The sequence below is a fragment of the Acidithrix sp. C25 genome (assembly GCF_904848545.2).
In genome coordinates this window covers 1-12,780 of record NZ_CAJHCI020000003.1, presented here as the reverse complement: position 1 = coordinate 12,780, position 12,780 = coordinate 1, and the positions used below count along the sequence as shown (strand labels likewise).

At 46.4% G+C, this 12,780-nt stretch carries 13 protein-coding genes and 2 pseudogenes; all 15 read right to left on the bottom strand.

Annotated elements, in window-relative coordinates; all coding sequences use genetic code 11:
• Positions 1-20: 20 nt before the first annotated feature.
• Positions 21-1,301 carry an ATP-binding protein gene (locus tag ACIDITHRIX25_RS99145; RefSeq protein ID WP_201731817.1) on the bottom strand — a complete coding sequence of 427 codons (1,281 nt, stop codon included), beginning with the start codon at positions 1,299-1,301 and terminating at the stop codon, positions 21-23.
• 1,205 nt (positions 1,302-2,506) lie between these two features.
• Positions 2,507-2,839, bottom strand: coding sequence for a hypothetical protein (locus ACIDITHRIX25_RS99140; RefSeq protein ID WP_201731816.1), 333 nt, complete (start codon positions 2,837-2,839; stop codon positions 2,507-2,509).
• Between the two features lie 288 nt (positions 2,840-3,127).
• On the bottom strand, positions 3,128-3,223 hold the full coding sequence (locus ACIDITHRIX25_RS99135; RefSeq protein ID WP_407071681.1) for an ATPase: 96 nt from the start codon (positions 3,221-3,223) through the stop codon (positions 3,128-3,130).
• A gap of 22 nt (positions 3,224-3,245) precedes the next feature.
• Positions 3,246-3,887, bottom strand: a complete 642-nt coding sequence (locus ACIDITHRIX25_RS99130; RefSeq protein WP_201731815.1) for an ATP-binding protein — start codon at positions 3,885-3,887, stop codon at positions 3,246-3,248.
• Complete coding sequence (locus tag ACIDITHRIX25_RS99125) at positions 3,884-4,234, bottom strand: hypothetical protein (RefSeq protein ID WP_201731814.1); 351 nt, start codon at positions 4,232-4,234, stop codon at positions 3,884-3,886. Before ACIDITHRIX25_RS99125 ends, ACIDITHRIX25_RS99130 begins: the two co-directional genes overlap by 4 nt.
• A gap of 448 nt (positions 4,235-4,682) precedes the next feature.
• Positions 4,683-5,396 (bottom strand): hypothetical protein, encoded by a 714-nt coding sequence (locus ACIDITHRIX25_RS99120; protein ID WP_201731813.1) that lies wholly within the window; start codon positions 5,394-5,396, stop codon positions 4,683-4,685.
• A 100-nt stretch (positions 5,397-5,496) separates the two neighbouring features.
• Entirely contained in the window at positions 5,497-7,677 is a 2,181-nt protein-coding gene (locus tag ACIDITHRIX25_RS99115) for an IS1634 family transposase (RefSeq protein ID WP_201731812.1), read from the bottom strand.
• Between the two features lie 151 nt (positions 7,678-7,828).
• The gene (locus tag ACIDITHRIX25_RS99110) at positions 7,829-8,317 is read right to left on the bottom strand and encodes a lactonase family protein (RefSeq protein ID WP_201731811.1); all 489 of its coding nucleotides are present in this window, start codon (positions 8,315-8,317) and stop codon (positions 7,829-7,831) included.
• Between the two features lie 23 nt (positions 8,318-8,340).
• Complete coding sequence (locus ACIDITHRIX25_RS99105; RefSeq protein WP_201731810.1) at positions 8,341-8,511, bottom strand: hypothetical protein; 171 nt, start codon at positions 8,509-8,511, stop codon at positions 8,341-8,343.
• A pseudogene (locus ACIDITHRIX25_RS99100) lies at positions 8,508-9,073 on the bottom strand (IS607 family transposase). Before ACIDITHRIX25_RS99100 ends, ACIDITHRIX25_RS99105 begins: the two are co-directional and overlap by 4 nt.
• Positions 9,074-9,353: 280 nt before the next feature.
• Positions 9,354-10,379, bottom strand: a complete 1,026-nt coding sequence (locus ACIDITHRIX25_RS99095; protein ID WP_201731809.1) for an IS630 family transposase — start codon at positions 10,377-10,379, stop codon at positions 9,354-9,356.
• Between the two features lie 259 nt (positions 10,380-10,638).
• Positions 10,639-10,830 carry a hypothetical protein gene (locus ACIDITHRIX25_RS99090; RefSeq protein ID WP_201731808.1) on the bottom strand — a complete coding sequence of 64 codons (192 nt, stop codon included), beginning with the start codon at positions 10,828-10,830 and terminating at the stop codon, positions 10,639-10,641.
• Positions 10,831-10,919: 89 nt separating this feature from the next.
• Positions 10,920-11,737, bottom strand: a pseudogene (locus ACIDITHRIX25_RS99085) (EAL domain-containing protein).
• The gene (locus ACIDITHRIX25_RS99080; protein ID WP_201731806.1) at positions 11,710-12,399 is read right to left on the bottom strand and encodes a GGDEF domain-containing protein; all 690 of its coding nucleotides are present in this window, start codon (positions 12,397-12,399) and stop codon (positions 11,710-11,712) included. Before ACIDITHRIX25_RS99080 ends, ACIDITHRIX25_RS99085 begins: the two are co-directional and overlap by 28 nt.
• A partial coding sequence (locus tag ACIDITHRIX25_RS99075; RefSeq protein ID WP_213333469.1) for a hypothetical protein occupies positions 12,396-12,780 on the bottom strand: 385 nt, incomplete at its 5' end. The genes ACIDITHRIX25_RS99080 and ACIDITHRIX25_RS99075, both read right to left, overlap by 4 nt.

The following is a 12,780-nucleotide window of genomic DNA, read 5'->3' as shown; positions in this document are numbered from 1 at the left end:
TAAGTACAAGGTAGGACGCTTTACGGGACTGTGCGCCAGAGTCGATCGAGAGGCATCACGTAAAGCCGGTCTTCATAGTTGTAAGACCTTGATCCCATAGTGAAAGCTACCCCCGCAATAAAACGCTTCCCTAGCGCGTCCCTAAGTTTACGTAGTCCTCTGAATTCGGCTCCCGTAATGCGCTCTCCTGCCTTTATCTCAAAAGCGATAACGGATCCATCATCGAATTCGATAACAAAATCAACCTCATCATCGGCCGAAGTGCGCCAATGACCGCAAAGAACTTTCTCGTCAAGCCAAGAGATCTGCTTACGCAGCTCTCCGACGACAAAAGTCTCTAAAACGTTACCAAGCACGGTAATTGCCGTTGCGTCAAAACTTAAAACGCGCTCTAAAGACAACCTCAAAACCCGGGCCGCTAAACCAGAATCTACTACATGAATCTTTGGTTTGGAATTTGCTCTTGTCCTGAGCGTCTTACCCCACGCAGGTAAACGTACGATGAGATAGAGGTCTTCGAGAAGCCGAAGATAGCTTTCTAAAGTCTTCCTGTCAATCTCCAACCCCGCGCCCACCTTGCTAACATTTAGAATCTGTGCAGTTTGGGAGGCCACCGTAGAAAAGAGCCTTTGTAATATTTGACGTTGACGAATTCGAACAAGTTCCACCGAATCACGTTCAATCGATTGCATTAAATAGTCATCGAACCACCGATTTCGAGATACGTTTGACGACCGCGAGATCGCCATTGGAAAACCACCCGTAATGATCCTGGCAACATATTCCTGTCTGGTTGAGTCTGATCTTGGCAATGAAGCCACTGTATTTTCCGGATCGTCCAACAACTTTAGAATCAAATTCTCTTCCGAACCCCATATCTCACCTTGCGAAAGAGGCCAAATATTCAATAGGTGCAATCTGCCAGTAAGCGCCTGCGCCGTACGTGGCAAAGTATCAAAGCGTGTGGACCCGGTCATTACCGCGGTTCCGGGTAGCGATCCCTCCCTGTTGAGTCGCGCTTTGATGGCATCTAATACTTCGGGCACATACTGGTACTCATCCAAAAGGATCGGCGTGGAGTCATTCATCGCATTTACCGGACCTGCCTTTACCGCATCTCGAACTACAGGATCATCTAAGTCAATAACAGCCACGCTCAAATTATCTGCAAGTTGAAGAAGTAATGTGGATTTACCAACCGAACGAGGTCCATGTAAGAAGATGACGGGCTCGTCTTCCATGCGATCTAAAGCGACTTTATAGATTCGACGATTAAAAAGAGAACGATAGCTTTCACTCACACCATTATTATAGTGCAGCGAAGGGGGTTAACTACCAAAACGCGAAGGGGGTTAACTACCAAAACGCGAAGGGGGTTAACTACCAAAACGCGAAGGGGGTTAACTACCAAAACGCGAAGGAGGTTAACTACCAAAACGCGAAGGGGGTTAACTACCAAAACGCGAAGGGGGTTAACTACCAAAACGCGAAGGGGGTTAACTACCAAAACGCGAAGGGGGTTAACTACCAAAACGCGAAGGGGGTTAACTACCAAAACGCGAAGGGGGTTAACTACCAAAACGCGAAGGGGGTTAACTACCAAAACGCGAAGGGGGTTAACTACCAAAACGCGAAGGGGGTTAACTACCAAAACGCGAGATGATAAACATTGGAAAGGCGCAGACGATTATCAAAGGGAAAAACCGAAACCTTGAAATTACGTCTAATCCGCCGTCAATTCATGGGTTGCAAGCACGACGTCAACCAACGACATCTCCGAACCACTATCGATAGTCAAATTCAAACCAACGGCCGTTTTTAAATCTTCAATGGCGACACATCCAAGTAACCACTTCAATCTCTAGAACTGCGCATCTTCGATCAGCTAATCAAAGCCCTATTTCGTAGAGCGGGATTCAAAAGAAGCTCCGCAAAATGGCTGTCAGTCTGCACGACACCCTCTTACTGGAGGGCGTTATCCAAGTCGTAAGCTTGCTTTAAAGAGTGCAGCACAATGTCCTCTTTACCAGGGAACGAATTTGCCATGGAAGTATAACCGAAACGAGAGTTACCTCAACGAAGACCTCAAAGCCACCAAGTACATTTTGCAACTTTAGAGGTGTCGCCATCCCGTATCCAATTTACGTTGGCACGGAGGGGTATCGGCCGATACAACAAAACTGTGGAAACGCTTGACTGAATTGGCCCCAGCACGTTTGAGTTAATGGCCCCACTCAACTTTCAACTATAACAACGCGCCATGAGAGATTTGGTTGGTATTTAGAGATCCCTTTTGAATTTCCAAATTTCGGTTAGATTCAGCTGTTTGACGCTCCTTTCGAACTCTCCAATTGGATAGTCTCTACCCATCTAAGCAAAATTGAATTTATCTGCTCCATAGCTGAACTTGCAAAGGTTGTCTTGATAATCGATGACAGATGAGCTCGTGTGGCCCACTATGTGCTGAATCTATGGGTCAGTACAGTTTTACTATTTAGCCTTATCCTCAAATGAGATCAATGAAGGCAACTACTTGATCACAAGAAGGACAGAGTCCGCCACCTTCCACCTTCTTACAGAACAAGCCACAGTCATCGCATCTTTGGACTCCTAGATATCTTGTTTCGCACTGTGGGCATTCATAGACAGTGCAATCTTTTCTCTTATTACCCTTTGGCAATTCTGCTACGGTAACTTTGTTTCTATTTCGTAGCTTCCATGCATTTACTCGACATCTGTCGCTACAGTAGATTCTTGGCCTAGTTGAACTAATTGCATTCCCACAGTAACGACACGCTGGCATTGCCATAGCGTTGCCTAACGGGATTTTGTCTTCCACTTACGTCTCCTTATTGATAGTTGTAATTGGGTCCCAAGTGATCACCCCAAGTAATTGCCGACCCCTGTTGGTGGCCATCTGCATTCATCCAGATTGAGATTGACTAAATAACAACCCACTACGGCCATGGAGGTGGCAATGGAGGTGGCATTTGAGAGTTGTTCACTAAGGCCGAAGAAGATGCACGGGTATGGTTACCCATGTGCATCTTCTTAGCCGTTAGCTTGACGTTCACAAAAGACCATTGACAAGAGTTGCCTCTCAAGGTTTATTTGGAGCTATTGAGTGCTACTTCTTCTGCTTTGTCGCTATTGCTGAGCGAAGACGAAAAGACGAAGATCCAGTTTCGATGATCTTGGAGTTGAAGGTGATTCGATCAACCACTGCACCAGCAAGTCTTGGATCGCTAAAAATACCATTCCATTTGAGAGAACGGAAGATTGGTAGCAACCATCAACGAGGATTGCTCTTCTCTCTCTGTGATTACCTGAAAGAGTAGTTCGGCACCGCGTCTATCGAGTTGAAGGTACCCAAGCTCATCAATCCCAAGGACATCAAGGCGCTGATACCTTTCAATGACCTTGGACAATCTATGGTCATCTTGTGCTTCATGGAGTTCATTTACTAAAGTGGCAGCGTTGGTGTAGCGCACTTTCTTTCCTTTTGCTGTCAGGGAGACAAGTGTTCCAATCAAGAGATGGGTCTTACCAGTCCCTGGTCCACCAACTAGAACAACCGAGGTAGCAACGTCACAGAAGTCTCCTCTTACGAGAAACTCTAGAGTCTCTGTAGTTATAGAGGAATCTGCCAAGTTGAACTCACCTAGTAATTTAGTACGAGGTATCTTTGCCTCTATTAAAAGACGTTGGCATCGTCGGGCCTCGCGTTCGGTCAGCTCTAGAGATAAAAGCTCGGTGATAAATCGCAGATGACTCCAACCATCTCTTTTGGCTTGGGCCAAGATATCGGCGAAGTTGGCACCAATTGCAGGCAGGCGTAGAGCTTTCGCGTAATTAGCTATATCTAGAAGTTCGGACTCTTGGCTCATGAGGCCACCTGGCCCATTAGGAGTTGCTCATATTGACCAAGGTCTACCAACTCGTTGGTAACCTCTGGACATTTAGAAAGAGGAACAGTTTCTTTTGGCTCTAGATATTCTCGAGCTTTGATCTCAACATAGGAAGCCTTCGGACTATTCATCTCAAGTGCGCAATTGATACCAGCTACTATTGCCGCTTTTACGACCCACATTCCCCGTAGCACCGAGTGTCGAACTAAAACTCCAATGCCCTCACTCGTCAAGACATGCCAAAAAGCACCGACCCTCCCTAGCAATCCAGCGCAGATCGAAAACACATCCAAGATGGCATGGAAGATCTTTCGCGCAAGACCCAAGGCATTCTCAAACCTACGGAGAAACTTACCGAGCTCGTTGCGCTTACAGAGTGAAGCGGCCCAACTTTACTTTCGTAGCAGATCCATCGACGATGCTGATATGGGGATTCAACTGTAACCGTTCGCTACTACAGATTAAGTAGATTACGTAACTTGCGCCTCCGCTCATCAGAGGAAAGCCCGGGGATTGACCCAGCTCGCGACCATTTTACCTTTGCATAAGCCGTGAAGACCATGCACACTTTGTGTGCCAGAAAATCAAGTCAAACATTGACAGCCCCGATTCTTCAATTTCATCGACAATCCGTTTCTGCAAAAAGGACGATTCTTAGCGATCAATAAAACAGAGGCTAAGTGAGCGAACCGCCCTCGTAGCCTCTGTTTATTTACGCATCTACAAATTCGTCATTCCGCACTACACGCGATGAGAATGACTTACTTCAAACCGTCAACTTTGTTCAGTGTCACCCAATTGGCGATTGCTTCCGGAACGCAAAAGAACAAGACCTGCAAGACCCACAGTCGCGACTAACAGCCACCACAGATTGGAGCTCCAGGGTTTACCTGTATGGACCGCCGGTACGATCACGGACGACTGAGTCGTGGACGAAGGCTGAGCAGCGACGGTAGTCGGAGACGACGACGGTTGCGAGACCGACGTCGGTACAATAGTCGTTGTTACCGGCAAAGTAGTAGTTGGAGAAGTAGTAGTTGGAGAAGTAGTAGTTGGTGCAGTAGTAGTTGGTGCAGTAGTAGTTGGAGAAGTAGTAGTTGGAGAAGTAGTAGTTGGTGCAGTAGTAGTTGGAGAAGTTATCGTCGGTGCGACCGTAGCAGGCGTCACCGGCGCCGGTGCTAAAGGCACACCAACAGCCAAGCAGGTCGGGTCAATCGAAGTGCCAACACCTGGACCAATATTATCTAACGATACCGATGTTATGTAATTATAAGGGTCGACATCCGCAACGCTGTCTGTACCGACTTGCTGGATCTCAGCCGAGTAGGTCGCACTTCCATCTGGAGCGTAGGCAATCCCCTGCAAACTATACGCTGGGGTAATAGGAACATCTTTGATCGTTGACCCTGAAGACGCAGAACGTACTGCTACGTAACTCGGACCATTGCCATTTACCGTCATCTGCAATGTTGATCCGTCTGGACTCAAAGTGATCCAAATCGGTTGATCGCCAGCATTGGTTAGCCCATCTTTCCGAAAATCAACCTATTCTCCCAGCTAGTTGAGTATGTGGTCTTACGTTGGGACACTACAAATGCGTCGCAATGGTCTTTATCCGTTTAAGGGGATCACTAACTCCTAAGAGACGGTAGATCTCTTTGTGAACCGGCTCAGAAACACCACTAGTGCGGATGTGATAGACAACGCCTTTATCTGATGTAAGAACTATGGTGGCTCGGCGGTGACTGTTGAGTTGCTCTTTAATGGTTGACCATCTTCTCTTATCGTTATTTTGCCTCAAGGTCAGCTCAATAGCACTAAGGAGGTGATAGGCAAGTACTGAGATGAAGAGGTGAGCAGCAGTTCGGCTAGCTAGTTGATGATAGACCGGTCGAAGTCCAAGATCACTCTTGAGGGATCTAAAGGCATCTTCTACTTTAGTGAGAGTCGTATAGATATTCCAGATCTCACCTGCATCTAGCTCGCTATGGCTGGTGTCTATGACGTAGGCTCCTTGGAGATTATCATCTTTGGCTTTAGTGGGTTTTTCTGTAATAGTGAGATTGATTACTTTGTCAAAGCGTCTCTTTTTGATGATCTTGCCATGGTCTTGATGATATTCAAGGGATATCTCGTATTTGGAAGCAATACTTGGGTACTTGGCCTTGATGCGTCCGATACGCTCTGAGACAACTGTGGTCTTAGATATAGAACCCTTTGTGATTGAGGTATTCAACGAAGTGATATCTACTAAGAATCTCTCGTTAGCTTGACTAGAGATCGCTGATTCCTTCTTGGATCTCCCCAAAGAACGACACAACACCACGGTTGTGGTGTTGTTGTTGGAGGAAGAGGAGGAGATGGAGGTGGAAGAGGAAGAGGAGGAGATGGAGGTGGCGTTAGTATCAGTGTCGGTGCTGTCGCTGATATTGTTGCCGGTGGCACCATTACGGATATATTCGTCAGTGTCGGTGCTACTGTCGCTCTTGATGATTTTGGTGTCGTTGCTGCTGTTGCTGATACTGTTGCTAGTGTTGCCGGAGGTGGTGTAACTGTTATTGTCGTCAGTGCCGGTGTCTTCTTCTAGCGTTTGCACTTGTCCTTGTACTTGTGTTTTCACTTGTCCTTGTGGCTTTTGTGGTTCCACTTGGAGCTTTTTCACCAGTACTGGGGATCCTTGGGCATCGTAGATCTCGGTGAAGCCTTCCATCTCCATGAAATGGCTTCGATAGAGACTCTTTTTGTTAGCTCTCTCAATTACTACGTAGTTGAGATTGCGCTTAATAAGAAGTTCTAGGTTTGCCTTGGTAGCAATTCCCCTATCCATCACAATGGTAGGAACAACATCCCCAAAGAGAGATCCATCCGATAGAGACTCCAAGGCATCAAGTACGCTAATGAGAGTTCTAGGCTCAGAGGTATTGCCCTCATGTATCTCTGAGTAGATGGGTAGTCCCCTGTGATCAACAAGTAGTGCCAGAGAAACTAATGTGCAATCAAAACGCTTCTCTTTGGAATGTCCATGTTTAGCTAGGGAGTTCCCCCTAGTAGAACCTTCGAAGTAGGTGTTAGTTAGATCAAAGAGAAAGAGCCTGGTATTCGTCCTAAAGAGATCAGAGCTAGCTCTATAGAGTGCTGGCTCTATGACGCCTTTAGCGTCATAGAGCTTATCTGCAATTGCATAGACCTTATCCTTGTGAAACTTAGAGAGATCGATACCACATATCTCAGGTAATGAAGAGTTGGAGTTGATATACGAATACGTCTTTCGATCAGATCCAGGATGAATAAGACGAGCTATTATCGTTGCCTTGGCAATACCAAGGGATTCACCCGATAGACCTGCACTCTCTAGGATCTTATCGAAGCTAAGAGCTTCATAGAACGAGTTTCCTATGAGTTCTGGACCGATACTTCTACTATTGATAGTCTTAGCACTAGAGAGATCCACCATCTCAAGGTCAGCCTCAGTAGCTCTTGTTTCTTTAGCGGCTGCAACTTCGGAACGAATTGCATACTTAGTGATTGCTAGATCGACGTATCTGGCAATAATAGGATCTGATTCAAAGAGTGAGGTTACTCCAGAGAGTCTCTGGGCAATTGCATTGGCCAGAGCTGGCCACAATGACTTATCCAGGTCCAGTTCGGTCAAGGTCATTACTATACGTTGACGGGGACCTTTTTCACAGCGGTAGGACTCAACGAGTTGGTACTTACTGTAGCTAACGCCGGTCTTTTTATTAACTGTTGGAGTTTCACGGATAAACACAACAAGACAATAGCACCATGTCAGAGCTAATGCAAGTCATAATCAAAACTACTCAAAAATTAGGACACTACATTCGCGACCCAAAAAGACCTAATACCCATCTACCAGGAAATCTATAAATCACCCAAGCCGAAAATCCTCAAAAATCAACTCAAAAGGGGCCAATTGGGGCGATTTTTCGGGAATTCTGCGAAAGATGGGTTAGGGCAGTTGTGTAGTTGGCGTTACCACTTGCTATATCGAAACTCGAAAAGTTGTAAAAGCTCTTGTTATTTTTGGTGGTGATGGCACTCGGTGTTACGAAGACTGAGGAGTTACTCATTGCCAGAGAATTTGGAATTGTGGTAGCAATTGGGATTATTGCTGGCGCAGTTGAAGACTGAATCACATCTCGATTGACCTGATAGATCGCCACTTCACCCGTGGATACGTTTTGCGAAGCGGAGGTATTCAAAGTTACCCCGAGATGACTACCGTCTGGAGATATTGCGATGTCGGTTGGAGTTCCGCTAGGAAGATTGGTAGTGTTGGAAATCGTGGGAGGATTCGAGGTCAAGCTAATTGTCTCGATCTCATATCCATTAGGGCCACTGGTGACTACGTACAGCACCTTGCCGTCAGGAGATGCGGCAACGATCAAAGTGAACCTTCTCGCCGGTATCGTCACATAGCTGCAAATAGTACGCTGACTGACTCTAGTGCATCTCGGTATTGCTCGAAATCTCCGGTGAGCGATACTTTCCTTGTTGGGTTACCTTCGTCAAGAAGAACTTTACACACAGTTAGTTCGGACACTTTCTGAGCCTGTGCTTTTGTCCGCATTACTGCGATCATGAGCACACCGCATCAATAGCAGGCTGAGCTTTGTTAGTAGCCGAACTGCGACCGTAGAGGCGGACACAGAGAGACGTGAGCAGTTCCGTGACGTCGCGCACTAGATCGTCATCTACCTCGGCTGGGTCTACCACAACCAATTTCCTGGACTGAGCCTCAAGTGCAGCCTCTATATATTCAGCTCCAAACCGGCAGAAGCGGTCTCTGTGCTGTAGCAAAATTGTGTCTACAGTGGGGTCTTTAAGTAACGACAGAAACTTTCGCCTATGTCTGCGAAGGGCCGAACCAACTTCTGTGACTACGCGATCTGTTGAGTACCCCTGCTCTGTAGCCCAGGTAAGAACTCTGGCAACCTGAGGATCTAGGTCTGATTTTTGATCTACAGAAGACACTCGTGCATATATGACGGCAGACTTAGATACGGACGGTTGAGACTCTAGATCTCCCACCAATATGGGTTGCCCTACTTTAGCGCAGGGACAGGCAGAGTACCGGCACGATACCACTTATATGCCGTTTGAGGATGTATACCTTGGGACAGTGCCCACTCACGTAAGTTCATTACATATCGTTATAGAACATCTTTGTGCCAACTGTTACAACCCCGTCACCACACATCAAGGCAATCTTTGCTCGAAATACCTGATTTGCAGGTGCGGTAGTCTTTCTAATCACCGATTCAAGGTATTTGCGATCATTCTCATCGATTACTAATCCAATTGGTCGGAGCTTATTCCTATGTCCTTTTCTTATCGAGCTCTATCGCTCATAAGGTAAAACAAAGGCACAAATCATTAATTCCGCATACTACAAGGAAATTACCAAAAGAGACACTATAGAGCTCACACTCTGACTTGCTCCTTGAAATCAAGCAAAGAGTATGGGAATGTCGTCGTGTTGAGATAGTCGACTAATTCCTTTGTGACTGGTTCAATCTTGGGAATGAAGCGATTGTGGGTTACAGCAGAGCGCCCTTGCTTCCAAACGTGTTCCTGGGGATTGAGTTGCGGAGAATACGGAGGGAAATGGACTGCTTCGATGTGATGCTCCCTAATTGCCTCTTGAGCGACGCTCCCTCTGTGCCATCCTGCCCCATCCCATATAAGCAGAATCTTCTCTCTTGGGTAGATCTTGCGGATCGCCAGCAGTATGGCCGCTGTTTCATGCATAGTCTGGCGCTCTGTTGCAAATGCATGCTCCTTGCCTGTCTTGAGGTTCAAAAACCCATAGATGCTCCGGTTCATTCTGGTTCCATTGGTCTCAATTACAGCTGGTGTGGTTCCTTTCGGTATCCACACTTTCTGAGTAGTTGTCGCCTGAGTGAGAACCATCTCGTCTTCACAGAGAATCACCGTATCTGGATCAGAGAATGCCTCTTTCAGACGTTCTTGCTGCTCGTCTTTCCATTCAGCTACCGCTTGTGGATCAGCCTTCTCGTACTGTTTGCCCGGCAGATGGAAGCTGAACTTACTTTCCCGAAACAGAACGTAATAGCTAGTCCTAGAGGCATAGAGAACACCGTATCTGCGCTTGAGTACTGTAGCCAGGATCCGTGTTGACCAAAACGGGGAACTGCTATAGCCGTGGTCATTGGGAGTTGTAGTCGTGAGCATGATTGCCACTTCATCTCTTTGAGACTTTGAGAGAAGTACCGGAGCGTTGTTATGGCGCTTGTCCTTGAATGCCTCAGTGCCAATGCTGCGGAATGACCGTCGAATTCGCTGTACATGCTTGACAGAGAGGCCTGTCCTGTTGAGGGGACTCCCATCTTCAAGGGTGAGAACTGCCAGCGCCCGCTTATATTCGTCGATGTTTTCAGTCTTCGCCATGAATGCTTCAATAGTGGCGAGTTCCTCGGGTGTAAGCATGTCATGAGAAGATTAACACACTTTACAAGAAATTAAAAGGGCTCATTGGAGCATTTCAGAGTGTTATGCGAATAGATGAGAGCCAAACCCAAGAAAATTCAAACAAGACACAAAGAAACGACGATGCCACGGCAACCAAATAGTTAAAACAAATAGCCTTACTTTGACATAGAGGGGAGTTAGACGTCTAGCGCACGAGCCCTATTCGATATAGAAACAGGCGACTGAAGTGATAGTCTCGCAATTAATAATTTAATCGCTATCCCATTAATAATTTAGACGATAGAGACAATTGATGAGCTTTAGCCTGTCTGTTTGCCGAGATTGCCTTTATTGCTCGAGCAAGTAATACGATCCTATCGCGAACTTCGCCTTCCAGTTCGTCTATATACGCCCTTGAAAGATTTGACTTTGCATCTTGAAGGTAGATATGAAGTCGACCATGTGCCATATTTGCACTATTGAACTCATCGAGGAGCCCCCATTTTTCAAAACGTCGATCGAACCAATCCCCTAGCCCACATGAGGCATCTGTGGAACTTAGGAATCGACTATTGGTATGAAAGTGCTGAAGTGCAAGAAGTGGCCTATCAGCTCAAAGTCTTCCACTGGTAAAGCCACATCCAAATTGGGTTTTATTGGTTGATTTCGTATAATCGAAATGCTTTCGCCAAGGTCTCTTGGTCTACCATATAGATATCCTTGAGCAAACTTACCGCCAAGGGTCACCCAGAGTTCTTCTTGGGCTCGGCTTTCAATTCCTTCTAAAACGACCCTTGCGTTCGCGAGTCGCCCAAGCATCAATAAAGAGCTAAATACAGCATAGGTATTTGGATCATTATCAGCCTCTAAGAGGAAAGACCTGTCTATCTTAATCTCATCCACAGTCAACTTAGCAATCGAAGAAAGAGAGGTAAATCCACTGCCAAATCGTCCATGGAGATCCTAAATCCACTGCCCTTAAGTGCTGAGATTCTAAGACGAGCTTCTTCAAAATCCTCAATTGCTACATCTTCAGTTATCTCGATTACGAAGGATCTGCTCCTGGAAGATAGGGGCTCTAAGTCATTCTCAAAGTCCGAACCAAGAAAGTGCGACGGTGAAAAATTCAACGAGAGATCCACTGCCTCTAGCCCTTGACGATCCAAGATCTCTCGCGCGGATCTGGCTCTTTTGATCAGATACCTGCCAACACTTCGAGCTAAAACGGGATTGTTTTTAAGCTCTCCAATGACTACCGAGGTCTCAAAGCTTCCCCAGCGAAGTAGCATCTCTAACCCACAAACATCTCCCGTAGAAATTTGGACCTTAGGTTGATATTTGAAGCTAACTACACCTTTTTCAATCGCATCAGGCAACTTTTCACGAACTGAGTTCGCACACCTACGCTACGAGCGACTTCACCACCATAGAACTTAAATTGATCTCCACCTCCTGATTTGGCTGCATATAGAGCTTCGTCTGCTTTAGCTAAGAGGGAGTCGAAAGAAGCGTCATCCAAAGGTGCAAAAGCCCATCCAAAGCTACCCGTAACGCTCAGTTCAAACGTGCTATCACGGATCAAGTCACTAATTCGATCTACAAAACTTGAAATCTCGCTTACATCTTGGATTCGAAGGCAAAAGCCAAACTCATCACCACCCAAACGAGCAACGATTTCGCTACTGCGAGATGCTTCCAAAATCTTCTGACTCAAGACTTTTAGATATCGATCCCCAGCCTGATGGCCAAAAGAGTCATTCAAATCCTTAAAGCCATCAAGATCCAAAATTCCAATGGCAATAATCTCATCTTTTCTATTTTCAAGCGCAATCGCGCATTGGTACTCAAAAGCAGCTCGATTGCCGATACCAGTCAAAAAGTCCATACTAGCTAAGGTGCTCAGACGGGATCGCTCTTGGTTGAGACTCACTTTGAGATCGATCTCACCAAATCCATGCTCAATCATCATCGCTACCGTCTTTATCATCTGTACAACGGAGTCAGATAGAGCCTCAAGCTGATTAGAGGTAACAATCAAGACTCCAAATGCGCGACCGTCCGCCGAACAGGAGCGGCTACCGCCGAAATCCATCCATTTGAGTGCAGAAGCTTATGCCAATGGGCCAGATCGACATCCCTATGGTTACGATCGCAGACTTGAACCGAATCCCCGAAGGCCAACTTGGCCAAAACTGATCTCTTTTTTTCTAACTCAAACGCGACTAACAACCGATCAAATTCATCCACTGCGATTCCACTGGCTGCCACGGTTCTTAGGGTTCGCAACTTCCTATCCCTCTTTAGAAAGATTCCGGTGCTAAAAACTCCCTTGGAGACAAGCGCTTTGCAGAGTGGGTCCAACAACTCTTCCTCGGTCAGCGCAGAAACAAGCACTCCTGCACTTTCGAGCAAAGTCTCA